The organism is Ideonella sp. BN130291, from assembly GCF_036231905.1.
Lineage (GTDB): Bacteria > Pseudomonadota > Gammaproteobacteria > Burkholderiales > Burkholderiaceae_C > CAMLIZ01.
In genome coordinates, this window is record NZ_JAZARE010000004.1 from 363694 (window position 1) to 389672 (window position 25979).

General features: G+C 70.9%; 12 protein-coding genes. 7 read left to right on the plus strand and 5 right to left on the minus strand.

Annotation, left to right across the window (positions count from 1 at the left end; genetic code table 11):
• The first annotated feature begins 167 nt into the window (after positions 1 to 167).
• The 3 genes from VPH43_RS10885 to VPH43_RS10895 are packed head-to-tail and all read left to right on the plus strand — an operon-like array spanning position 168 to position 5620.
• Complete coding sequence (locus VPH43_RS10885; RefSeq protein WP_328577710.1) at positions 168 to 2012, plus strand: O-linked N-acetylglucosamine transferase, SPINDLY family protein; 1845 nt, start codon at positions 168 to 170, stop codon at positions 2010 to 2012.
• Positions 2013 to 2030: 18 nt separating this feature from the next.
• Entirely contained in the window at positions 2031 to 4385 is a 2355-nt protein-coding gene (locus tag VPH43_RS10890) for a type I secretion system permease/ATPase (protein ID WP_328577711.1), read from the plus strand.
• Positions 4385 to 5620, plus strand: a complete 1236-nt coding sequence (locus VPH43_RS10895) for an HlyD family type I secretion periplasmic adaptor subunit (RefSeq protein WP_328577712.1) — start codon at positions 4385 to 4387, stop codon at positions 5618 to 5620. The genes VPH43_RS10890 and VPH43_RS10895 overlap by 1 nt, the downstream gene beginning before the upstream one ends.
• A gap of 16 nt (positions 5621 to 5636) precedes the next feature.
• On the opposite strand, the gene VPH43_RS10900 is transcribed toward VPH43_RS10895, so the two are convergent.
• From VPH43_RS10900 to VPH43_RS10920, 5 genes are all read right to left on the minus strand, one after another.
• A complete protein-coding gene (locus VPH43_RS10900; RefSeq protein ID WP_328577713.1) occupies positions 5637 to 6650 on the minus strand; it encodes an alpha/beta hydrolase in 1014 nt (337 codons plus the stop codon).
• Between the two features lie 78 nt (positions 6651 to 6728).
• Positions 6729 to 7298 (minus strand): GNAT family N-acetyltransferase, encoded by a 570-nt coding sequence (locus tag VPH43_RS10905; protein WP_328577714.1) that lies wholly within the window; start codon positions 7296 to 7298, stop codon positions 6729 to 6731.
• Between the two features lie 8 nt (positions 7299 to 7306).
• Positions 7307 to 7729 (minus strand): DUF3052 domain-containing protein, encoded by a 423-nt coding sequence (locus tag VPH43_RS10910; RefSeq protein WP_328577715.1) that lies wholly within the window; start codon positions 7727 to 7729, stop codon positions 7307 to 7309.
• 4 nt (positions 7730 to 7733) lie between these two features.
• Entirely contained in the window at positions 7734 to 8378 is a 645-nt protein-coding gene (locus VPH43_RS10915) for a glutathione S-transferase family protein (RefSeq protein ID WP_328577716.1), read from the minus strand.
• 10 nt (positions 8379 to 8388) lie between these two features.
• Complete coding sequence (locus VPH43_RS10920; protein WP_328577717.1) at positions 8389 to 8784, minus strand: DUF1801 domain-containing protein; 396 nt, start codon at positions 8782 to 8784, stop codon at positions 8389 to 8391.
• A gap of 152 nt (positions 8785 to 8936) precedes the next feature.
• On the opposite strand from VPH43_RS10920, the gene VPH43_RS10925 reads away from it, so the two are divergent.
• The 4 genes from VPH43_RS10925 to VPH43_RS10940 all read left to right on the plus strand — a co-directional run bounded on the left by VPH43_RS10925 (position 8937) and on the right by VPH43_RS10940 (position 25954).
• On the plus strand, positions 8937 to 10271 hold the full coding sequence (locus VPH43_RS10925; protein WP_328577718.1) for a TolC family protein: 1335 nt from the start codon (positions 8937 to 8939) through the stop codon (positions 10269 to 10271).
• Between the two features lie 250 nt (positions 10272 to 10521).
• The gene (locus VPH43_RS10930; protein ID WP_328577719.1) at positions 10522 to 23457 is read left to right on the plus strand and encodes a hypothetical protein; all 12936 of its coding nucleotides are present in this window, start codon (positions 10522 to 10524) and stop codon (positions 23455 to 23457) included.
• 159 nt (positions 23458 to 23616) lie between these two features.
• Complete coding sequence (locus VPH43_RS10935; protein ID WP_328577720.1) at positions 23617 to 24600, plus strand: serine hydrolase; 984 nt, start codon at positions 23617 to 23619, stop codon at positions 24598 to 24600.
• 226 nt (positions 24601 to 24826) lie between these two features.
• Positions 24827 to 25954: a hypothetical protein gene (locus VPH43_RS10940; RefSeq protein WP_328577721.1), complete on the plus strand. Its 1128-nt coding sequence runs from the start codon at positions 24827 to 24829 to the stop codon at positions 25952 to 25954.
• The last annotated feature ends 25 nt before the right edge of the window (positions 25955 to 25979 follow it).

Below are 25979 nucleotides of genomic sequence, written 5' to 3' on the forward strand. Positions count from 1 at the left end.
TTCTTCATGCCAGTGAAGAAAGTGACCGCCGGCCGGGCGCGACCGGCGGGCTCTCGCGAGCAGCGCAAAAACAGCCAGCGCCGCAGGCGCAAGAACCAAACTGGGCCAGTTTCCCCGGCCTAATAGGCCCGCTGCCCAAGCCCCCCCAAACCTACCATCGACCGGCCATGAGTGTGCCGACAACCCCGATGGAATCCCCTACCGCGCCCGAAGACGCCACCCTGCAACGCGCCCGTTCCGGCGCCATGCAGCTGGGCGAGCTGCTGGAGCGTGCGCAGCAGCTCCACGCCGCCGGCCACGCCGAAGCGTCGGCTCAGCTGTACGAGCAGTGGATCGCCGCCACCGATTCGCCGCATCGCCACATCGCCTGTTTCAACTGGGGCACCGTGCTGGGCGCACTTCGTCGCCCGGCGGACGCCGAAAAAGCCTACCGCCAGGCGCTGCTGCTGCAACCCGACTTCGCGCAGGCGCGGGTGAACCTGGGCCATCAGCTCGAGCAGCAGGGCCGCCCCGAGGACGCGCTGGCCGAATGGGACCAGGTGCTGCGCGACATCACCCCGGGCACGCCCGACGGCGCCACCTTGCGCCTGCATGCGCTGAACAACATGGCCCGGCTGCTGGAAGTGCAGCGCCGTTTCGACGAAGCCGAAGCACGCATGGTGCAAAGCCTGGAATTCAAGGCCGACCAGCCCGACGTGCTGCAGCACTACGTGCACATCCGCCAGAAGCAGTGCAAGTGGCCGGTGTACCAGCCGGTGGGTGAGGTGTCGCCCAGCCAGCTGCTGATTGCCACCTCGCCGCTGGCGATGCTGAGCGTGAGCGACGACCCCTCGCTGCAGCTGATGGCGGCGCAGCGCTTCGTGCTGGAGCGTGTGCCCAAGGCGCCGGCCGTGCCGCTGCACACCCGGGGCCCCAAGCGTGAGGGCCGCATCCGCATCGGCTACCTGTCGGGTGACCTGCACATGCATGCGGTGGGCCTGCTCACCGCCGAGCTCTACGGCCTGCACGACCGCAGCAAGTTCGAGGTGTTCGGCTTCTGCTGGAGCCGCGACGACGGCACGCCGCTGCGCCAGCGCATCATCGACGGCCTGGACCACCATGTGCGCATCGGCGGCCTGGACGACAACGCCGCCGCCCAGCTCATCGCCAGCCTGGGCATCGACATCCTGGTGGACCTGCAGGGCCTCACCAGCGGTGCGCGCCCCGGCATCCTGGTGCAGCGGCCGGCGCCCATCCAGGTGAGCTACCTCGGCCTGCCCGGCACCTCGGCGCTGCCGGGCGTGGACCACATCATCGCGGACCGTTTCGTGATGCCGGACGAACTGTTGCCCTATTGCACCGAGCGGCCGATCTACCTGCCGCATTGCTACCAGGCCAGCGACCGGTTCCGGCCCGTGGCGGCCAAACCTGAACGCGCCACCTACGGCCTGCCGGACGAGGCCTTCGTCTACTGCTCGTTCAACAACAACTTCAAGTTCACCGCCGAGGTGTTCCGCAGCTGGATGCGCGTGTTGGGCCAGGTGCCGAACAGCGTGCTCTGGCTGCTGGCCGACAACGACTGGGCGCGCGAGAACATGCTGCGCGAGGCCGATGCGCACGGCGTGGCGCGCGAGCGGCTGGTCTTCGCCCCGCGCGTGGCGCCGCCGGAATACCTGGCGCGCTTCCAGCTCGCCGACCTGTTCCTGGACACCTTCCCGTACAACGCCGGCACCACCGCCAACGACGTGCTGTGGATGGGCACGCCCATCCTCACCTGCGCCGGCCGCAGCTACATCTCGCGCATGGCCGGCAGCCTGCTCACCGCCGTGGGCCTGCCGGATCTGATCACCACCTCGCTGACGGATTACGAGCGCCAGGCGGTGCTGCTGGGCCGCGAGCCCAAGCGCGTGGCGTCGTACAAGCGCTACCTGGCCGAACACGGCCGCAGCTCCGCGCTGTTCGACATGCCGCAGCTGGTGCGTGACCTGGAAGCCGAGTTCGAGCGCCTGGCCCTGGCGGCGCGCGTCCGATAAAGAGCTGCGAGGACACCGGTGCAGCAACGCCAGGACCCCTTCCTCCCCGACGAGGCGAACTTCGCGGCCATGCCGCGCGGTAGCGCTGGCGCGGGTGAAGGGCAGGTGGGCGGCCAGCAGGTGCGCGCCGACGATGCGCTGCTGCATTCGCTGGTGTGGCTGAGCGGCCACCATGGGCGCGAACGTTCGCCCGAGGCCCTGCTCGCGGGGCTGGTGCTGGAGGGCCCGCTGGGCCCGGACCAGGCGGTGAAGCTGATGCGCGAGTCCGGCTTCAACGCCGGGCTGATCCGCCGCTCGGTGGCCGACGTGCCGGCGCTGCTGCTGCCGGCCGTGCTGCTGCTCAAGGGCGCCGACGCCTGCATCGTCAAGGCGCGCCGCGTGCCGCCCAATGGCGGCGCGGTGCAGTACGAAGTGGTGATGCCGGGCCCGGAGTTCCACAGCTGCGTGGCCAGCGAGGCCGAGCTGTCGGCCGAGTACACCGGATATGCGCTGGTGGCCACGCCGCAGGCGCAGCAGCCCGTGCCGCCGCGCGGCGAAGACGCGGTGCGCGACCCGGCCAAGCACTGGATGTGGGGCACGCTCAAGCGCTTCATTCCGTATTACCGCTCGGCCATGCTGGCCGCGCTGCTGTCCAACGTGCTGATGCTGGCCATCAGCATGGTCACCTCGGTGGTGTTCGACAAGGTGATCCCGCGCCAGGCCTTCGTCACCCTGTGGACGCTGGCCATCGGCGGCGGCATTGCGCTGGCCTTCGACCTGCTGGCGCGCCAGCTGCGCAGCCACCTGATCGACATGGCCGGCAAGAAGACCGACCTCATCATCGGCTCGCTGCTGTTCCGCCAGACCCTGGGCGTGCGCATGGAGCACAAGCCGGAGTCGGCCGGCAGCCATGCCCACCACCTGGCGCAGATCGAGATCGTGCGCGACTTCTTCGCCTCGGCCACCTTGTCGGCCATCAGCGACCTGCCGTTCATCGTGCTCTTCGTCGCCATGGTGTTCGTGGTGGGCGGGCCGCTGGGCTGGGTGCTGGTGCTGGCCATTCCCATCCTGCTTGGCCTGGCCTTCGCCATCCAGGGCTCGCTCAAGCGCTCCATGCGCGCCAACATGCAGCACCATGCCGACCTGCAGGGCGTGCTCGTGGAAGCGGTGGAAGGGCTGGAGGACGTGAAGGCCGCGGGCGCCCAAGGGCGCTTCCTGAGCCGCTACGAAGCCGCCACGGCCGCTGCCACCGAAACCGCCTTGAAGGCGAGGGCGCTGTCCGCCTTCACCAACAACCTGTCGATGACCTCGCAGCAGCTGATCACGCTGATCATGCTGGTGTGGGGCGTGTACCTCATCCACGACGGCACCATCAGCCCCGGCGCGCTGGTGGGCGCGGTGATGATCGCCGGCCGCGCGATCGCGCCGCTGGGCAGCGTGGTGCAGCTGGCCACGCGCTACCAGGGCGCGAGCGGGGCGATGCAGATGCTCAACCGGCTGATGGAGCTGCCCAACGAGCGCGAGCCCGGGCGAAGTTATGTGCCCATGCGCAAGCTCAGCGGCCGCGTCGGGCTGCACGAAGTGGCCTTCGCCTACCCCGCCACCCCTTCCGCCGGCAACGTGCCGGCGCCGCGCGTTCTGAAGGGCGTGACGCTGCGCTTCCAGCCGGGCGAGCGCGTGGCCATCCTGGGGCGCATCGGCAGCGGCAAGTCGACCATCCTGCGCCTGCTGGGCGGGCTGTACCAGCCCACCGAAGGCATGGTGGAAGCTGACGGCATCGACCTGCGCCAGATCGACCCGCTGGACTACCGCGCCCGCGTGGGCTTCGTGTCGCAGGAGCCGCGCCTGTTCAACGGCACCCTGCGTGACAACGTGCTGATGGGCCGCTCTACGGCCGACGCCACGCAGCTGGCCGAGGTGGCGCGCCTGACCGGGCTGGACCGCCTGGTGGCGCAACACCCCATGGGCTGGGAGCTGCCGGTGGGCGAGATGGGCGGTCTGCTGTCCGGCGGCCAGCGCCAGCTGGTGGCCCTGGCGCGCAGCCTGGTCACGCGGCCGCAGATCCTGCTGATGGACGAGCCCACCAGCTCGATGGATGCGCAGTCCGAGATGATGTTTCTGCGCCAGCTGGCGCAGGCCGCCGGAAACTGCACCCTGATCATGGTGACGCACCGCCCGGCGGTGCTGGAGCTGGCCAATCGCGTGGTGGTGATCGACGGCGGCAAGGTGGCGCTCGACGGCCCCAAGGCCGATGTGCTGAACACGCTCGCCGGCGTGAAGCCCGCCGCGCCGGTCGCACCCGCCGCCGCGGCGCCCGCAGCGCCGCCCGCTGCGCAGCCATCACCCGCGGCACCGCCGGTGCCTGACCTGGCCTTGCAAAGGCAGGCCGCCTGATGTTCGGCCGCGACAAGCCGCTGGCGCTGGCCGGCCGGGTGGAGCCGGGCGACGCCGCGTTCATGAGCAGCGTGAATGCCGCCCATGTGGTGGAGGGCACGCCGCAGGTGAACTGGGCGCTGTACCTGATGCTGCTGTCGGTGGTGGCCGGCCTGCTGTGGGCCAGCCTCGCGCATGTGGAAGTGATCACGCGTGCCGACGCCCGCATCATCCCCGAGGCGCGCGAGCAGGTGATCGCCAGCCTGGAAGGCGGCATCCTGCGCGAGCTGCTGGTGCGCGAGGGCCAGGCGGTGGACGCCGGCCAGGTGCTGGCGCACCTGGACCCCACGCGCTTCGAAGCGCAGCAGAACGAAGGCCAGGCCAAGCGCCTGGCGCTGCACGCCACCGTGGCCCGGCTGCAGGCCGAAGCCACCGGCCGGCCGCTGCAGTTCCCACCCGACGTGCTGGCCCTGCCGGGCGTGGTGGAGGCCGAGACCGCGGCCTACACCGCACGCCGTTATTCGCTCGATGATTCGGTGGCGGCCAACGCCCGCAGCATCGAGCTGGTGATGCGCGAGCTGCACGTGGCCGAGGCCATGGCCTCCAAGGGCCTGCTGTCGGATGTGGAAGTGATGCGGCTGCGCCGCCAGGTCAACGACCTGAAGCTGCAGAACCAGGAGCGCGTCAACCGCTTCCGCCAGGAGGCCAGCACCGAGCTCGTGCGTGTGCGCAGCGAGCTGGCGCAGCTGCAGGAGCAGCAGGTGGTGCGCGAGGACCAGCTGCGCCGCACGGTGCTGAAGTCGCCGGTGCGCGGGCTGGTGAAGAACATCCGGATGATGACCGTGGGCGGCGTGGTCGCCGGCGGCGCGCCCATCATGGAGATCGTGCCGCTGGGGCCGCGCGTGCTGATCGAAGCGCGCGTGAAGCCGGCCGACATCGGCTTCATCCGCGTGGGGCAGACGGCCGAGATCAAGCTCTCCGCCTACGAATACAACATCTACGGCGGCCTTCGCGGCACGGTCGAATACATCAGCCCCGACGCGCTGGGCGATGCCGAGCGCCAGGGTGGCGGGGACAACACCTACTACCGCGCGCTCATCCGGGCCGACAGCTCCAGCCTGAAGGCCCACGGCGAGGCCCTGCCCATCCTGCCGGGCATGACAGGCGCGGTGGAAGTGAACACGCAGGAACGCACGGTGATGAGCTTCCTGCTGCAGCCGATGCTGAAGTCGCGCGAGGCGTTCCGCGAGCGTTGAACGTTCGCGCGACGGCTCAGCCCACCGTCTTCGCCAGCCAGCCGATCACGTCGCGCTGCACCTCGCCGCGGTTGGTCTCGTTGAGCACCTCGTGGCGCGCGCCGGGATAGAAGCGGTGCTCCACGCGGGTGAGGCCGAGCGCCTTCAGCCGGTCCAGCAGGGCTTGCGTCCCCTTCAAGTTCTCGCCCACCGGATCCTTCTCGCCCTGGATCACCAGCACCGGCAGGGTCTTGGGGATGCGCGCCTCGCGCGCCGGGTCGCGCAGCGCGGCCATGCCGACGAAAAAGTCGCGCACCAGCTCGTTGCTGAAACCAAAGCCGGCGAGCGGGTCGTTCATGTACTTGGCCACCTCGGCCGGGTCGCGGCTCAGCCATTCGAAACCCGGCTGGCCGGTGAAGGGCTTGTTGAAGTCCTTGAAGATGTTCACCCACACCTCGGACGGCGCCAGCGGGTTGGCCTTGGTGGCCGTCTCCAGCAGGTCCAGCAGCGGCTTGGGCGGCGGCGGGCCGTAGGAGGTGCCGCTCAGCACCAGCGCGTCCAGCAGCTCGGGCCGGCGCGTGATGTAGTCCTGCGCCATGAAGGAGCCCAGGCTGTGGCCGAAGAGCGTGAGCTTTACACCGGGGTGGGCGGCGCGCAGGCGCTGCGTCAACGCGATCTCATCGTCCACCATGCGGTTCCAGCCGTCCGGCCCGGCGTCGCCCAGCTGGCCGGAGCGCAGCCGCGTGCGGCCATGGCCGCGGTGGTCGGTGGCATACACGGCATGCCCCTCGCGCACCAGCGCCTGGGCAAAACGGTCATACCGCCCGCTGTGCTCGGCCGCGCCGTGCACCACCTGCACCACGCTGCGGGGCTTGCCGGTGGGCAGCCAGCGGCGATAGTGGACGAGGGTGCCGTCGGCGGCCGCAAAGCTCTGCCAGTCGCTCACGGGTGCGGCCGGCGGGGTGGTCGCGGGGCTGGCGCACCCTGCGGTGAGCAGGCCGGCACCGAGGCCGGCGACGGCAAACGACAGGCGTCGCCTGAAGAGGTTCATGGCTGGTCTCCTGGCTGTTGTGGGTGTGGCACCCGGAGGGTGCCGGCCCAGTCTAGGCCTGCGCCCGCAGCCCGGGTGTCAACCAGGTGACTCTTGGCGGGCCGCTGCGGCCCCGTCACCCCCGCCTGGCCCGAGGGGCTTGGCGAAGAGCCGGTTCTCGTAGGCCTCGCCCTCGAACTCGTAGGAGGTCACGCCCTGCTCGCGGTAGCCCTGGCGCGGATAGAAGGCGAGCGCCCGCGCATTGCCCACCCAGGCGGTGAGCCACATCACGTCGGCACCCTGCGCCGCCATCCTGGCCTCGGCCTGCTGCAGCAGCGCGCGCCCCACGCCGCGGCCGGTGAAGGGCTCCTGCACGTACAGCCGTGCCAGCTCCACCGGGGCTCGGGCCTGCACCCGTGCGTGACCCTTTCCCGGCGCGAGCTGGGCAAAGCCCACCAGGTGGGCCTGCGACTCGGCCAGCAGGAGCACCGTGTCCGGGGCGGCCAGCAGGCGCGCCATCGCCTCGGTCGAAAAATGCGCGAGCACTTCGCGCGCCAGCGACGGCCGGATGCCGCCGGTGGCGTAGGTGTCCAGGAACACCTGGGTGCCCAGCACGCCCAGGCACAGGGCGTCGTCGGCGGTGGCGGTTCGAAAGGCGAGTTCGATCATGGCCCGGATCAGCGATGTTCCCTGCGCACCACCAGCTTCAGGCCCGACCACACCGCGTCCACCGCGCACACCTTCACGTCGACCCAGCCCATGGGCAGCGCCAGCTCGCGGATGGTGTCCTCGGTGAGGGTGGTGGGCACGCGAGAGGCCTTCTTGGGCCAGGACACCCACACGGTGGCGTTGGGCGCGAGCGTTCGCCGCAGCGACGCGAGGTCGGTGCCCAAGGCGTCGCGCTGGGTGGCGAACAGGTGGACGATGTCCACGTCCTGGCCCGCGTGCCGCATGAACACCACGCCATCCGGCAAGGGCTGCAGCAGCTCGGTGAAGTCCGCCGGCGCGTTCAGCAACAGCAGGCGGGTGCCACCGACGATGCCCAGCTTCTTGGGCAATGGCGTGCCGGAATAACCGGCCGGCGGGGTGGCCGATGGCATGGCGTCAGGCCCGGTGGGCGGGGGCGGCGACCACGCCCTCCCCATGCGGCGCGGCCATGAACTCCGGCAACGCCTCCGCCCTCGCGGAAAAGGCCACCAGCTGAGGATGCCGGTCGGCCGGCACCACTTCGAGCAGCATCTGCTGGACGAAGTGCCAGGTCACCGCCACGCTGACGCCGGCCTGCGTGAGCGTGGCGCTGCTGGCCTCCAGCGGGCGCTCGGCCAGCGCCTGCTCCAGCAGCCTCAGGGCGGCCAGCAACTGGCCGGTGACCCGGGTCACCCAGGGCTGATGCAGCTTCTCCGGCGGGCGCAGCCCACGCTCGTAGACGATCTGCACACTCTTTTCCAGCGCGGCCAGCGCCAGGCCGGTGAGCTGCAAGTCGCGTTGCAGTTGCGGCAGCCCGCGTGGCAGCAGGCTGCGCGGCTGCGCCAGGGCCTCGGCGTATTGCAGGATCAACGTGGAATCCATCAGCACCTGGCCGTCGTCGCACACCAGGGTGGGCGCCTTCACCACCGGGTTGATGCGGCTGAATTCATCGAAGGTGCGAAACACCGACAGCGACTGGTGCTCGAAGGGCAGCTGCAGCAGCTGCAGCGAGATCGCCACCCGGCGAACGTAGGGGGAGTCGAGCATGCCGATGAGCTTCAAGGTCTTCCTTTCAGGGTGAGGGGGCTGCCTGCCGGCGCTCGGCGATCGCCTGCCGCAGCAGCGCGATGACGGCCGGCTGCACAGCCTGCTCGACGCTGCGCAGCTTGATGTGGCGCAGGCCCTTGCCGGTGCCCTCCAGCAAGCCGGCGGGATCGTCCAGCATGGCACCGCGGTAGAAGCCCAGGTTGATGTGCCGGGGCTGCACGGCGATGTAGGCATAGTGCTCGCTCATCTTGTGCGGCCCCACGCCGTAGCTGGCGATCTTCTGCCGCGGCCAGGCCACCTGGGTGCAATGCGGGTGCAGCGCCAGGATGGCCTGGTGCAGCGCCTGGCACACCGGCCGCAGTTCGGCGCTGGCCAGTGCGAGCACGTCGTCGAAGCTGCCGTGGAGCGGGGTGTCGGGCATGCGCGCATCATCGCGCAACACCGGCCGCCGCGCGCCCCGCCCCACTGAATAGCACCGCGATTCGCCGTCGTTTCCACCCGCTGCCATCGCGCCGACCGCGATGAAATTCCGACCATGGCCGCAGTCCCGCGGCTGCCATGTCCGGAGTTCGCATGATGGCCCTGAAGTTCAACCCCCGCGCAGTCGTGCCGATGCTGGCGCTGGCGTGTGTGTTGCCGGCTGCCGCGAGCAATTGCATCGACGAAAGCGCGGTGGAGTTCCAGGGCGCCGAAAGCGCCCCGGTGCCGCCGGCCGAGCCGCGGGTGGAACTGCAGTCCATGGTGCGCGACGCCATCAGCCGCAGCAACTCGGTGGGTGCCGCCAAGCTGCTGGCGGAGGCTGCCGTGAGCGATGTGCAGGAAGTGAAGGCCGGTGCGCTGCCGCAGGTGGCGCTCACCGGCTCGGTGGGCGGGCAGGGCAGCACAGCCTACGGCGTCAGCGAAGGCGCCGGCGGCCAGGTACGTGGCGGGCTGAGCATCAGCGCACCGCTGTTCGACGGCGGGCGCATCAACCAGCTCACCAGCTGGCGCACGCAGCTGGCCGAATCGGCGCGCCAGGGCATGCTGAGCACGCAGGAACAGATTGCCTTCCAGGCGGTGTCGCTGGCACTGGAGCGCGGGCGCTACCGGCTGCAGGCCCAGGTGTACCAGCAGTACGCGCGCAAGATGAGCTGCCTGGTGGAGGCGCTGGGCCAGATCGTGGCGGCCGACAAGGGCCGCGCCAGCGAGCTGGTGCAGGCGCGCAAGACGCAGCAGCAGGCCCAGCTGTCCTATCTGCAGGCGCAGTCCAACGTGCGCCAGATGGAAGCCCGGCTGCGCCGCTTCGTCGGCGACGGCCTGCCGGTGGGCCAGGGCTTCTCATCGGTGCTGACGCGGCTGCCGGCGATGGACGAGGTGCTGGCGCAGACCGAGCGTGCGGCCGACATCGTGGCCCTGGGCGCGCAGGCCAACGCCGCCGAGGCGCTGGCGCGTGCGGTGGTGGCGGCGCAGAAGCCGCAGGTCAACTGGTCGGTGTCCGGCACCAAGGCGCTGGGCACCGGCAACCCCAGCGGATGGTCCGCCGGCGTGAATGTGAACGTGCCGCTGTACAACGCCGCCGCCGACCCGCAGGCCGATGCGGCCAAGAAGCGGGCCGACGCGGTGCGGCTGCAGAAGGCTGATGCGCTGGAAGCGCGCAGGGCCCGCGTGATCGACGTGCATGAGCAGGCGTCCAGCGCCTTCGACCGCGCGCATCGCATCGTCGATGTGCTGCGCGACAGCGACCGTGTGCGCAACTTCACGCTGCAGCAATGGCAGCAGCTGGGCAAGCGCTCGCTGTTCGACGTGATGGCCGCCGAGGGTGACCACTACAACCTGCGCATCTCCTATGTGAATGCACTCTATGACGGCCAGCAGGCCAACGCGCTGCTGTGGTCGCTGGGCGGCGGCATCTACAACTGGCTGCAGTAGGCCTCCAGCGCCATGGTGGCGGCTTCCGATGCGGCGCGTCACGGCACAAAGTCACTGCCGCTGCGGCCCTTGCGGGCTTATTCACGTTCCCCGGGTGCTGATGCACCCTTTTTTTGTGTCCGCTTAAGTCAATCGGCCGGTCGCCGATAAACCGACATCGAAAGGGCCGGAAGGCCGTGTGCCGCGTGTTGCGCACCCGGATCTTGGTAGGCCGTACCACTTGCCACAACAAGGCAAAAGGAACAAAGACATGTCCACGATCATCCCGGCGCTTTCGACCTCCCAGATTGCCGGTCTCTCGACCACCACGATCGCCGGCTTGACCACGGAGGACTGGGCGGCGTTCAGCACGGACCAGATCGTGGCGCTCACCACCGCGCAGATGGCCGCGATCCCGACGCTGGGCATCGCGACGCTGTCCACCTCGCAGGTGGCCGCGTTCCAGACCGCGGACCTGCGTGCGATCAGCACCACCTCGCTGCGCGCCTTCAGCAGCACCCAGCTCGATGCCTTGAGCACCGACCAGATGGCCGCGTGGACCACGGCGCAGGTGGCCGCACTGAGCACCGCGCAGCTGGCGGCCCTGGGCACTGCCAACCTCGATGCCTTGAGCACGGCGCAGTTCGCCGCGCTGGGCACGGCGCAGGTCGCCGCGCTCACCACGGCCCAGGTGGCCGCGCTGGAGACAGCAGACATCGCCGCCATCACCACGGCCGGCATCCGCGCCTTAGGCACCGCCTCCGTGGCCGCGCTGACCAGCGATGAAGTGCGCGCCCTGGGCACCGCCCAGGTGGCCGCCTTGAGCACGGCTCAGGTGGCCGCGCTGGGCACCGAACAAGTGGCCGCGCTGGAAACCGCCGACTTGCGCGCCCTGGGCACCGCCGGCATCGCCGCGCTGGGCACCGCGCAAGCCGCAGCGTTCACCACCGACCAGATGGCAGCGTTGACCACCGCGCAGGTGGGCGCACTGAGCACGGCCCAGGTCGCCGCACTGAGCACCGCTGAATTGAACGCGCTGGGCACCGCCCACTTCGCGGCCCTGAGCAGCGCGCAAGCCGCGGCGCTCACCACCGACCAGGTGGCGGCGCTGGAAACCGCAGACCTGCGTGCGCTGAGCACCGCTGCGCTGCGTGCCCTGAGCACGGCGCAGCTCGCTGCCATGAGCACCGACGAGATGGCGGCCCTGGGCACCGCCCAGGTGGCAGCCTTGACCACGGCGCAGGTCGCCGGCCTGAGCACTGCCAACCTCGATGCCCTGAGCACGGCGCAGTTCGCTGCGCTCAGCACCGCACAGGCAGCAGCCCTCACCACCGCGCAGGTGGCTGCGCTGGAAACCGCTGACCTCGCCGCGCTGAACACCGCCAACATCCGCGCCCTGGGCACGGCCGCCATCGCTGCGCTGACCACCGCCGAAGTGGCCGCGCTGACGACCGCACAAGTGGCCGCGCTGAGCACCGCACAAGCCGCGGCACTCACCACGGACCAGGTTGCTGCCTTGAGCACGGCCGACGTGCGTGCGCTGGGCACCGCCACCATCGCGGCGCTGAGCACCGCGCAAGTCGCCGCGCTCACCACCGACCAGATGGCGGCCATGACCAGCACGCAGGCCGCTGCGCTGACCACCGCGCAGGTGGGTGCGCTGAGCACTGCTGAATTGAATGCCCTGGGTACCGCGCAATTCGCCGCCCTGGGCAGCGCGCAAGCCGCCGCGTTCACCACCGACCAGGTGGCCGCGCTGGAAACGGCCGACCTGCGCGCGCTGAACACCGCCGCGCTGCGTGCCATGAGCACGGCCCAGCTCGACGCGATGAGCACCGATGCCGTGGCCGCGCTCGGCACCGCCCAGGTGGCCGCGCTGACCACCGCGCAGGTGGCGGGCCTGAGCACCACCCACCTCGACGCGCTGGGTACCGCCCAGTTCGCAGCGCTGAGCACCGCGCAAGCCGCAGCGCTCACCACGGCCCAGGTGGCCGCGCTGGAAACCGCTGACCTGGCCGCGCTGAGCACCGCCAACATCCGCGCCCTGGGCACGGCCGCGATCGCGGCCCTGACCACCGCCGAAGTGGCTGCACTGACAACAGCGCAGGTGGCCGCGCTGAGCACCGCACAAGCCGCCGCGCTCACCACCGACCAGGTCGCCGCGTTGAGCACGGGCGACCTGCGTGCGCTGGGTACCGCGACCGTTGCTGCCTTGAGCACGGCCCAGGTGGCCGCGCTCACCACCGACCAGATGGCCGCGCTCACCAGCACGCAGGCTGCCGCGCTCACCACCGCGCAGGTGGCCGCACTGGGCACCGCGGAGCTGACTGCGCTGGGCACCGCCCAGTTTGCGGCTTTGAGCAGCGCACAAGCAGCTGCCCTGACCACGGCCCAGGTCGCTGCACTGGAAACCGCCGACCTGCGTGCGCTGAGCACCACCGCGCTGCGGGCCCTGAGCACGGCGCAGCTGGAGGCGATGAGCACCGACGAGATCGCCGCACTGAGCACGGCGCAGGTGGCGTCCCTGACCACCGCGCAAGTCGCGGGCCTGAGCACCGCCAACCTTGATGCGCTGAGCACCGCGCAGTTCGCTGCCCTGGGCACCGCGCAAGTGGCCGCGCTCACCACGGCCCAGGTGGCCGCGCTGGAAACGGCGGACCTCGCCGCGCTGAACACCGCCAACATCCGCGCCCTGGGCACAGCGGCCATCGCCGCGCTCACCACGGCCGAAGTGGCCGCGCTCACCACCGCGCAGGTGGCGGCACTGAGCACCGCGCAAGCCGCCGCCCTCACCACCGACCAGATCGCCGCCCTGAGCACGGCCGACCTGCGCGCCCTGGGCACAGCGACGCTGAATGCCTTGAGCACCGCCCAGATCGGCGCGCTGACCACCGACCAGATCGGCGCGCTCAGCACCGCGCAGGTTGCCGGCCTGGGCACCGCGCAGATCGCGAGCCTGAGCACCGCCAACCTGGATGCCCTGGGCACGGCGCAGTTCGCTGCGCTCACCACGGCACAGGCCGCGGCGCTCACCACCGCGCAGGTGGCCGCCCTCGAAACTGCGGACCTGGCGGCCTTGAGCACGGCCAGCATCCGCGCCTTGAGCACCGCCTCGGTCGCCGCCCTGACCACGGCTGAAGTGGCCGCGCTCGGCACCGCCCAGGCCGCCGCTTTGAGCACCGCCCAGGCCGCCGCGCTCACCACCGACCAGGTGGCCGCGCTGGAAACGGCCGACCTGCGTGCGCTGGGCACGGCGACCATCGCCGCGCTGGGCACCGCCCAGGTGAGCGCCTTCACCACCGACCAGATGGCCGCCCTGAGCACCGCGCAAGTCGCGGCGCTCACCACGTCCCAGGTGGCGGCGCTGAGCACGGCCGAATTGAACGCCCTGGGCACCGCGCAATTCGCCGCGCTGAGCAGCGCGCAAGCCGCCGCACTCACCACCGACCAGGTGGCTGCACTGGAGACCGCTGACCTGCGTGCGCTCGGCACCGCTGCGCTGCGTGCCCTGAGCACGGCGCAGCTGGCCGCGATGAGCACCGACGAGATGGCGGCGCTGAGCACGGCGCAGGTGGCCTCCCTGACCACCGCGCAGGTGGCCGGCCTCGGCACTGCCAACCTCGACGCCCTGGGCACCGCCCAGTTCGCGGCGCTGAGCACCGCACAAGCCTCAGCGCTCACCACGGCCCAGGTGGCCGCGCTGGAAACCGCTGACCTGGCCGCCCTGAACACCGCGAACATCCGTGCCCTGGGCACAGCCGCCATCGCGGCGCTGACCACCGCCGAAGTGGCCGCGCTCACCACCGCGCAGGTGGCCGCGCTGGGCACGGCCCAGGTGGCCGCGCTCACCACCGACCAGGTGGCGGCCTTGTTCTCCGCCGACATCCGCGCCCTGGGCACCGCGGCCGTGGCCGCCCTGTCCACCGCCCAGTTCGCTGCATTCAGCACCGACCAGACCACCGCGCTCACCAGCACGCAGGTGGCCGCGCTGGGCACCGCCCAGCTGGCCGGCCTGACCACCGACGCGCTCAACGCCCTCGGCACCTCGCAGTTCGCCGCCCTGAGCAGCGCCCAGGTGGCCGCGCTCACCACGGCCCAGATCGCCGCGCTGGAAACCGCCGACCTGGCGGCCCTGAGCACCGCTGCCGTGCGCGCGCTGTCCACCGGCGCGGTGGCCGCGCTCACCACCGCTGAAGTGGCGGCACTGGGCACCGCGCAAGTGGCCGCCCTGAGCACTGCCCAGGCCCAGGCGCTGACCACCGACCAGATCGCTGCCCTGGAAACCGCCGACCTGCGGGCCCTGGGCACGGCCGCCATCGCGGCGCTGACCACCGCCCAGGTGTCGTCGCTCACCACCGACCAGATGGCCGCGCTGAGCACCGCTCAGGTGGCATCGCTCACCACGGCCCAGGTGGCTGCTTTCAGCACCGCTGAACTGAACGCCCTGGGCACGGCGCACTTTGCCGCGCTCTCCAGCGCCCAGGCCGCCGCGCTCACCACCGACCAGGTGGCGGCGCTGGACACCGCCGACCTGCGTGCCTTGAGCACTGCCGCGCTGCGTGCGATGAGCACCGCGCAGCTGGCGGCCATGAGCACCGACGAGGCGGCCGCACTGAGCACCGCACAAGTGGCCGCGCTGACGACCGCGCAAGTGGCCGGCCTGAGCACCGCCAACCTCGACGCCCTGGGCACCGCCCAGTTCGCGGCGCTCGGCACCGCACAAGTGGCGGCGTTCACCACCGCACAAGTGGCTGCGCTGGAGACTGCCGACCTGGCCGCCCTGAGCACCGCCAGCATCCGCGCCCTGAGCACCGGCGCCATCGCCGCGCTGACCACCGCCGAAGTGGCGGCGCTCAGCACCGCCCAGGTCGCCGCCCTGAGCACGGCCCAGGCCGCCGCGCTCACCACCGACCAGATTGCCGCGCTGGAAACCGCTGACCTGCGGGCCATGGGCACCGCCGCGCTGGCCGCCCTGAGCACGGGCCAGATCGAGGCGCTGACCACCGACCAGATGGCCGCGCTGAGCAGTGCCCAGGTCGCTGCGCTGGTGACCAACCCCAACCAGCTGGGCAGCCTGACCACGGCCAACATCGTGGCCATGACCTCGGCCCAGGTGGCTGCGCTCAGCAGCGCCCAGGTGGCCGCACTCGGCACAGCCCAGGTGGCTGCGTTCGAGACAGCCGACCTGCGGGCGATGAGCACCGCCGCGCTGCGTGCGATGAGCACCGCGCAGGTGGATGCCCTCACGACCGACCAACTGGCCGCACTGACCACGGCCCAGGTCCAGGCGCTGGGAACGGCGCAGATCGCGGCGCTGGACACGGCTGACCTCAATGCCTTCGGCACAGCGCAGTTTGCCGCCATGGGCACCGCCCAGGTGGCTGCCTTCACCACGGCGCAGGTTGCCGGCCTGGAGACGGCCGACCTGGCCGCCCTGAACACCGCGGACATCCGCGCCCTGGGCACAGCGGCGATCGCCGCCCTGACCACCGCCGAAGTGGCTGCCTTGACGACCGCGCAAGTGGCCGCGCTGAGCACCGCCCAGGCCCAGGCGCTGACGACCGACCAGATCGCTGCATTGAGCACCGGCGACCTGCGCGCCCTGGGCACCGCGACCATCGCGGCCCTGAGCACCGCGCAGATCTCTGCGCTGACCACCGACCAGATGGCCGCCATGACCAGCGCGCAAGCTGCTGCCATGACGACCGCGCAGGTGGCCGCGCTGACCACGGCTGAGCTCACTGCCCTGGGCACCGCGCAGTTCGCTGCGCTGACCAGCGCCCAGGCGGCAGCGCTGACCACCGACCAGGTGGCTGCGCTGGAAACCGCGGACCTGCGTGCGATGAGCACCGCCGCGCTGCGGGCGATGAGCACCGCCCAGCTGGCTGCGATGAGCACCGACGAAACCGCTGCCCTGAGCACCGCGCAAGTGGCGGCCCTGACGACCGCACAAGTGGCCGGCCTGAGCACCGCCAACCTCGATGCCCTGGGCACCGGCCAGTTCGCTGCGCTGAGCACCGCACAAGTGGCGGCTCTCACCACGGCACAGGTCGCTGCGCTGGAAACCGCCGACCTCGCGGCACTGAGCACCGCCAGCATCCGTGCCCTGAGCACAGCCGCTGTCGCTGCCCTGACCACCGCCGAAGTGGCTGCGCTGACGACCGCCCAAGTGGCCGCCTTGAGCACCGCGCAAGCGCAAGCCCTGACGACCGACCAGGTCGCTGCGCTCAGCACGGCGGACCTGCGTGCCCTGGGCACCGCGACGATTGCGGCCCTGAGCACCGCGCAGATCTCGTCGTTGACCACCGACCAGATGGCAGCGATGACCAGCGCACAAGCCGCTGCGCTCACGACGGCCCAGGTGGCCGCGCTGAGCACCGCTGAGCTGAATGCGCTCGGCACCGCGCAGTTCGCTGTACTGTCCAGTGCGCAAGCTGCCGCGCTGACCACCGACCAGGTGGCCGCGTTGGAAACCGCCGATCTGCGTGCGATGAGCACCGCCGCGCTGCGCGCGATGAGCACGGCGCAGCTGGCAGCAATGAGCACCGATGAATCGGCTGCCCTGACGACCGCCCAGGTGGCCGCGCTGACGACCGCCCAAGTGGCTGGCCTGAGCACCGCCAACCTGGATGCCCTGGGCACCGGTCAGTTCGCCGCACTGAGCACCGCGCAAGTGGCGGCCCTGACGACCGCGCAAGTGGCCGCCCTGGAAACGGCTGACCTGGCTGCCCTGCGCACCGCCAGCATCCGTGCCCTGAGCACGGGTGCGATTGCCGCCCTGACGACCGCCGAAGTGGCAGCGCTCACGACCGCGCAAGTGGCCGCCTTGAGCACTGCACAAGCGCAAGCCTTGACCACCGACCAGATTGCCGCGCTGAGCACCGGCGACCTGCGTGCCCTGGGCACCGCGACCATCGCGGCGCTGAGCACCGCGCAGATCTCGTCGCTGACCACCGACCAGATGGCCGCCATGACCAGCGCGCAAGCCGCTGCCATGACAACCGCGCAGGTGGCTGCACTGACGACGGCTGAGCTGACGGCCCTGGGCACCGCGCAGTTCGCTGCGCTGACCAGCGCGCAAGCTGCTGCGCTGACCACCGACCAGGTGGCTGCGCTGGAAACCGCGGACCTGCGGGCCATGAGCACCGCGGCGCTGCGTGCGATGAGCACCGCACAGCTGGAGGCCATGAGCACCGACGAGATGGCCGCGTTGAGCACCGCGCAAGTCGCTGCGCTCACCACCGCCCAGGTGGCGGGCTTGAGCACCGCCAACCTCGATGCGCTGGGCACCGCCCAGTTCGCTGCCCTGAGCACCGCGCAAGTGGCGGCGCTCACCACCGCCCAGGTGGCTGCGCTGGAGACGGCCGACCTGGCCGCGCTGAACAGCGCCAGCATCCGGGCGCTGAGCACCGGCGCCATCGCCGCGCTGACCACCGCTGAGATCGCGGCCCTCACGACGGCCCAGGTGGCCGCCTTGAGCACGGCCCAGGCGGCAGCGCTCACCACCGACCAGATCGCGGCGATGGAAACCGCCGACCTGCGTGCCATGGGCACGGCCGCCCTGGCGTCGCTGGGCACCGGCCAGATCGCTGCGCTCACCTCCGACCAGGTGTCTGCCCTCACCAGTGCGCAGATCGCGGCGCTGGTGACCAACCCGAACCAGTTGGCGGGCCTGAGCACCGCCAACATCGTGGCCATGACCTCGGCCCAGGTGGCCGCGCTCAGCAGCGCCCAGGTGGCTGCGCTGACCACCGCCCAGGTGGCCGCGTTCGAAACGGGTGACCTGCGTGCGATGAGCACCGCCGGCCTGCGTGCGATGAGCACCGCGCAAGTGGATGCCCTCACCACCGACCAGCTGGCCGCCCTGACCACGGCCCAGGTGCAAGCCCTGGGCACCGCCCAGATCGCGGCGCTGGACACCGCTGACCTGAACGCCTTCGGCACCGCGCAGTTTGCTGCGATGGGCACGGCCCAGGTGGCTGCGCTGACGACCGCGCAGGTCGCCGGCCTGGAGACGGCCGACCTGGCGGCGTTGAACACCGCTGACATCCGTGCCCTGGGCACCGCCGCGATCGCCGCCCTGACCACCGCTGAAGTGGCAGCGCTCACGACCGCGCAAGTCGCCGCCTTGAGCACCGCCCAGGCCCAAGCCCTCACCACTGACCAGATCGCCGCCCTGAGCACCGGTGACCTGCGTGCCCTGGGCACCGCGACCATCGCGGCCCTGAGCACCGCGCAGGTCTCCGCGCTCACCACCGACCAGATGGCCGCGATGACCAGCACGCAGGTGGCTGCGTTGACGACCGCGCAAGTGGCTGCACTGAGCACCGCCGAGCTGACGGCGCTGGGCACGGCTCAGTTCGCCGCGCTCTCCAGCGCCCAGGCTGCCGCACTGACCACCGACCAGGTGGCTGCGCTGGAGACCGCCGACCTGCGAGCGATGAGCACCGCAGCCCTGCGTGCGATGAGCACGGCCCAACTCGGCGCGATGAGCACCGACGAGATGGCTGCGCTGAGCACGGCGCAGGTGGCAGCCTTGACCACCGCACAAGTGGCTGGCCTGAGCACCGCCAACCTGGATGCCCTGGGCACCGGTCAGTTCGCTGCCCTGAGCACCGCGCAAGTGGCTGCCTTGACGACCGCGCAAGTGGCCGCCCTGGAAACGGCGGACCTGGCTGCGCTCAGCACGGCCAGCATCCGCGCCCTCGGCACGGCTGCAGTCGCTGCCCTGACCACCGCTGAGGTGGCAGCGCTCACGACCGCGCAAGTGGCCGCCTTGAGCACCGCACAAGCGCAAGCCTTGACGACGGACCAGATCGCCGCCCTGAGCACCGGTGACCTGCGTGCCCTGGGCACCGCGACCATCGCGGCCCTGAGCACCGCGCAGATCTCTGCGCTGACCACCGACCAGATGGCCGCCATGACCAGCGCACAAGCCGCTGCGATGACGACCGCGCAGGTGGCCGCTCTGACCACGGCTGAGCTCACTGCCCTGGGCACCGCGCAGTTCGCTGCGCTGACCAGCGCCCAGGCGGCAGCGCTCACCACCGACCAGGTGGCTGCGCTGGAAACCGCGGACCTGCGTGCGATGAGCACCGCCGCGCTGCGGGCGATGAGCACCGCCCAGCTGGCTGCGATGAGCACCGACGAAACCGCTGCCCTGAGCACCGCGCAGGTGGCAGCCTTGACCACCGCACAAGTGGCTGGCCTGAGCACCGCCAACCTCGATGCCCTGGGTACCGGCCAGTTCGCTGCCCTGAGCACGGCGCAAGTGGCTGCCCTGACCACCACGCAAGTGGCCGCCCTGGAGACCGCTGACCTGGCGGCACTCAACACCGCGAGCATCCGTGCCCTCAGCACGGCCGCGATTGCGGCCCTGACGACCGCTGAAGTGGCAGCGCTCACGACGGCACAAGTAGCCGCCTTGAGCACCGCGCAAGCGCAAGCCCTGACGACCGACCAGGTCGCTGCGCTCAGCACGGCGGACCTGCGTGCCCTGGGCACCGCGACGATCGCGGCCCTGAGCACCGCGCAGATCTCTTCGTTGACCACCGACCAGATGGCCGCCATGACCAGCGCGCAAGCGGCTGCCATGACGACCGCGCAGGTGGCCGCCCTGACGACGGCCGAGTTGACGGCCCTGGGAACTTCACAGTTCGCTGCCTTGACCAGCGCCCAAGCAGCTGCGTTGACCACCGACCAGGTTGCTGCGCTGGAGACTGCTGACCTGCGTGCGATGAGCACCGCCGCGCTGCGTGCGATGAGCACGGCTCAGCTGACGGCGATGAGCACCGACGAGATGGCTGCGCTGAGCACGGCGCAGGTGGCAGCCTTGACCACCGCACAAGTGGCTGGCCTGAGCACCGCCAACCTCGATGCCCTGGGTACCGGCCAGTTCGCTGCCCTGAGCACGGCGCAAGTGGCTGCCCTGACCACCGCGCAAGTGGCCGCCCTGGAGACCGCTGACCTCGCCGCCTTGAGCACCGCCAGCATCCGCGCCCTCGGCACGGCCGCTGTCGCCGCCCTGACCACCGCTGAAGTGGCTGCCCTGACGACCGCGCAAGTCGCCGCCCTGAGCACCGCCCAGGCGCAGGCGCTCACGACCGACCAGATCGCCGCACTGAGCACCGGTGACCTGCGTGCCCTGGGCACCGCGACCATCGCGGCCCTGAGCACCGCGCAGGTCTCCGCGCTCACCACCGACCAGATGGCCGCCATGACCAGCGCTCAAGCGGCCGCGATGACGACCGCGCAAGTGGCTGCACTGAGCACCGCCGAACTGACCGCACTGGGCACCGCGCAGTTTGCCGCGCTGACCAGCGCGCAAGCGGCGGCGTTGACCACCGACCAGATCGCTGCCCTGGAAACCGCCGACCTGCGGGCGATGAGCACCGCCGCGCTGCGTGCGATGAGCACGGCGCAGATCGCCGCCTTCAGCAGCGATGAAACCGCCGCGCTCAGCAGCGCCCAGGTGGCTGCTCTCGGCACGGCGCAGATCGCCGCGCTGGGCACCGCCGAGCTGAATGCCTTCGGCACGGCACAGTTCGCCGCGCTGGGCACAGCCCAGGTGGCTGCGCTGACCACCGCGCAAGTGGCTGCACTCGAAACGGCCGACCTGGCCGCCCTGAGCACGGCCAACATCCGCGCCCTGGGCACCGCCGGCATCGCCGCCCTGGCGACGGCCGAAGTGGCCGCGCTCACCACCGCGCAGGTGGCGGCCCTGAGCACCGCGCAGGCCGCAGCGCTGAGCACCGACCAGATCGGCGCACTGAGCACTGCCGACCTGCGGGCCCTGGGCACCGCCACGGTGGCGGCCCTGGGCACCGCGCAGGTCAGTGCCCTCAGCACCGACCAGATGGCCGCACTCACCTCGGCCCAGGCCGCAGCGCTGACGACGGCGCAAGTGGCCGCGCTGAGCACGGCTGAACTCAACGCCCTGGGTACCGCGCAGTTCGCGGCGCTCGGCAGCGCCCAGGTGGCCGCGTTCACCACCGACCAGGTGGCGGCGCTGGAAACCGCGGACCTGCGTGCGCTCAGCACGGCAGCCCTGCGTGGCTTCAGCACCGCCCAGCTCGGTGCGATGAGCACCGATGAGGTGGCGGCGTTCAGCACCGCCCAGGTGGCTGCGCTGTCCACCGCCCAGGTGGCCGGCCTGTCCACCGCCAACCTCGATGCCCTGGGCACGGCGCAGTTCGCGACGCTGTCCACGGCGCAGGTGGCCGCCATGACGACCGCGCAGGTCGCCGCGCTGGAGACCGCCGACCTGGCGGCCATCAGCTCGGCCGGCATCCGCGCCCTGGGCACCGCATCCATCGCGGCACTGACCACTGCCGAAGTGGCGGCGCTCACGTCGGCCCAGGTGGGTGCGATGAGCACCGCGCAGGTGGCTGCGTTCACCACCGACCAGGTGGCGGCGTTGAGCACCAATGACCTGAGGGCCCTGGCCACCGCTGGCTTGGTGGCCATGAGCACGGCGCAGATCGCCGCGCTCACCACCGACCAGATGGCCGGCCTGTCGGCCACCCAGGTGGCGGCGCTGACGACGGCCCAGGTGGCCGCGCTCAGCACGGCCGAACTGAATGCGCTGGGCACCCTGCAGATGACCATGCTGACCAGCCAGCAGGTGGCCGCCCTCACCACCGCGCAGATCGCGGCGATGGAGACGGCCGACGTGGCAGCGCTCAGCGTGGCGGCGGTCCGCGGCTTCACCACCGACGGCATCGCGGCGCTCACCACCGCCGAAGTGGCGGCGCTCACCACCGCGCAGGCCAATGCGCTCAGCGCCAGCCAGGTGGCAGCGTTGACCACCGACCAGATCGCGGCGATGGACACCGCCGACTTCGCGGCGCTGAAGACCTCCTCGATCGCCGCGCTGACCACGGCGCAGATCGACGCCCTCACCACCGCCGAAGCGGCAGCGCTGACCACGGCCCACATCGCGGCCCTGACCACCGCGCAGGTGGCGGCCTTTGCCACCGAGGACTTGAACGCGATGGGCACCGCCCAGTTCGCGGCCCTGTCCTCGGCCCAGGCAGCGGCCTTCACCACCGAGCAGATCGCCGCGCTGGAAACGGCCGACCTGGCAGCCCTGCGGACCTCGGCCATCGCCGCCTTGTCCACCAGCCAGATCGACGCGCTCATCAGCAGCGAGGTGGCTGCCTTGAGCACCGCCCAGCTGGCTGCGCTGGGCACGGCGCAGATCCAGGCGCTGGCCACCGAGGACCTGACGGCCCTGTCCACCGCCCAGGTGGCGGCGCTGTCCACCGCGCAGGTGGCTGCGCTGACGACCGACCAGTTCGCGGCGCTCAGCACCGCCGACGTGGCGGCGCTCACCACGGCCCAGGTGCATGCCCTGACCACGGACCAGATCGTGGCCTTCACGACCGACCAGATCCTGGCGCTCGAGACCCGTGACATCGCCGCGATGACGATGTCCCAGGTGTCGGCCTTCGAGACGGCGGACGTGGCGGTGATGTCCGGCTCGCAGCTGGACGCCTACATGGCGGCCTCGCCGATCGTGCTGGACCTGGACGGCAATGGCGTCAGCACCCGCAGCGCGGCCCAGGGCGTGAGCTTCGACCTCAACGCCACCGGCCATGCCTCGCAGGTGGGCTGGGTGGGTGGCAACGACGGCCTGCTGGTGATGGACCGCAACGGCGACGGCCAGATCAACGACGGGCGTGAGCTCTTCGGCGTGGCCACCGTCGGCGCCAACGGCCAGCGCGCCGGCAACGGCTTCAACGCGATGGCGATGGAGGACAGCAACCACGACGGCGTGCTGAACCTGCACGACGCCAACTGGGACAAGCTGAAGGTGTGGGTGGACGGCAACCACGACGCCAAGGTGGAGGCCGGCGAAATGAAGGGCCTGAGCGAGCTGGGCATCAGCGAGCTGAGCCTGGCTCACCAGGCCGGCAGCCAGGTGGACCACGGCAACCTGCTGGGCCTGGTGGGCAGCTACAAGACCACCGACGGCGCCTCGCACGAGATGGCCGACGTGTGGTTCAGCAAGGCAACGCCTGCTGCCGAGCCGAAGGTGAGCCTGAGCGACGTGCTGGTGGCACCGGCGGCAGAGATCCTGCCGGCGGACCATGCGGCGGCCAGCGCGGCAGTGGCCCCGGCCACCGCGCAGCACGCCAGCATCGGCGCACTGCCGGTCCATCGCCTGCTGGACGACGAGCACAACAAGAACACGCCGCTGATCTAAGCCGGCTTCGGGCCGCACGGCCTGCCATGCCCACGGCGGCCCCTGAACAGGGGGCTTCCGTGGGCATCTTCGTTGCTGGCTCTGCCTGGCGTGTGTTTCATCACGGCATGCCTGTCCAGGCAGTGTCAATCCGTGACCATGGGTGTCGACAATCCTTTCATGCACCGTCTTGCCGCCATCGCCCTGGTTTCACTGCTCTTCATGGGCAGCGCGCAGGCCGCCTCCTGGTCGGACCTGCGCCTGGGCTCGGCCCATGCGATCGTGGTGGACGAAGCCACCGGCGAGGTGCTGCTGGAAAAAGACGGCAGCACCGCCGCGCCGATCGCCTCGCTCACCAAGCTGATGACCGCGATGGTGGTGCTGGACGCGCAGCAGGACCCCAACGAAGGCCTGCGCATCAGCGAAGCCGACATCGACACGCTCAAGCACACGCGATCCGGCGTGCGCGTGGGCACGGTGCTGTCGCGCGCTGCGCTGCTGGAGCTGGCGCTGATCGCGTCGGACAACCATGCGGCCTCCGCGCTGGCACGCCATTACCCCGGCGGCATGGACGCGTTCCTCGCGGCCGTGCAGCAGAAGATCCAGACGCTCGGCCTGGCCAGCACGCTGATCGAGGAGCCCACCGGCCTCTCGCCCCACAACCGCTCGAGCGCGCTGGACATGGTGAAGGTGGTGCGCGCCGCCGGCGGCTACCCGGTGATCACCGACATCACCAGCAAGCGCCGCCATGCGGTCATGGTCAACGGCCATGTGTGGGCGGTGAAGAACACCAACAGCCTGGTCGGCTCGCCCGGCTGGAACATCCTCACCTCCAAGACCGGCTTCACCAATGAAGCCGGCCGCTGCCTGAGCATGCGGCTGCAGGCCGCGGGCCGCACGGTGGCCGTGGTGCTGATGGGCGCCATGGGCTCGTCGGAGCGGGCGCTGGATGCGCTGAACATCCGCCGCTGGCTGGCAGGCGAGCCCCCGGTCACCGCCGTGGCCGCCGCACCCAAGGGCCAGCGCCGGCAGGCGGCCGCGCAGCGCAAGCACGCCGGCGTCGTGCAGGCCAGTGTCGCGGCCGATGCTGGCACCCACCTGGTGATCGAGCGCACGGCGCCCAGCATCACCATCCGCGAGAGCACCGCCGACCTCGGCGAGTAACTGCGGCCCCCACGCTCACCTTGTTCGCTGCCCCCCATGGGGGCGTCAGTGCCCTACGGGCGGCCGGGCGGGAAGTGAGTGGGGCCCCCACGCTCACCTTGTTCGCTGCCCCCCAGGGGGGCGTCAGCGCCCTACGGGCGGCCGGGCGGGCACTGAGCCTTGAAACGGGCGCCAGCGCCCCATAATGCGCCGGGCTGCAGGTGCAGCCGAGAGGGATGACAGCGGCATGTCCAAACCGGTGAAGGCGCTGATCACGCTGGCGTTGCTGGCGGCGTTCGGGGCGGCCTTGTTTTTCTCCTTCCGCGGCCACGAGCAGCAGCGCATCGAACAGCAGCAGACGGCCGAGCTGGCCGCCGTCGCCCCCCTGGCCGGGCTGATTGCGCTGGACGTCGAGCCCTTCTTCAACGACCCCCGGGTGCAGAAGATCCTGGCGGCCCAGCGCCTGCCGGTGAAGGTGACCCGCGTGGGCAGCCGCGACATGGCGGCCAAGGTGGTGGCCGGCTCCACGCCCGACTTCTTCTTCCCTTCCGGCGTGGTGGCTGCCAACCAGATCGTGGACGCGGCGCGCCAGGCCAACATCGGCAACGCGCAGTTCTCGCCGTTCTACACGCCGATGGTCATCGCCTCGTGGGAGCCGATCGCGCAGATCCTGGTGGCCAACGGCCTGGCCAGGCCGATGCAGCCCAAGGTGTATGGCGTGGACATGGCCAAGCTCACCGAGGCCATGCTGGCCAAGAAGCGCTGGAAGGACTTCAAGGGTGCGGCGGCCTACGACGTGAGCCGCAGCGTGCTGGTGTCGACCACCGACGTGCGGCGCAGCAACTCCGCCGCCATGTACCTGGCGCTCACCAGCCATGCGCTCAACGGCGACGTGGTCACCGACCGCGCCACCGCGCAGCAGGCAGCCCGCAAGCTGGCCGAGCTGTTCAAGCGCCAGGGCTACCAGGAGAACTATGTCAACGGCAACTTCGACGACTACGTCTCCATCGGCATCGGCAAGACGCCCATGGCCTTCATCTACGAGAACCAGCTGGTGAGCTACGCGCTCACCAAGAAGGGCGTGGCCGCCGACATGGTGCTGCTGTATCCGCAGCCCACCATCATCAACAAGGTGGTGTTCGTGGCCACCAGCGAGCGCGCCAAGGCGCTGGGCGCGCTGCTGTCGGCCAACGCCGAGCTCCAGGGCATCGCGGTGGAATACGGCTTCCGCATCGCGGACGTGGACCGCTTCGCCCAGGCCGTCAAGCCCACCGGGCTGGCGATCGAGCCGCGGGTGTCGCAGGTGATCGATCCGCCGTCTGCCGAGATCATGACCGAGATGATCGACGTGGTCGCCAAGGAGATGACGCAGTGAGCGTCGCGCGGCCGCTCCGAAGGCG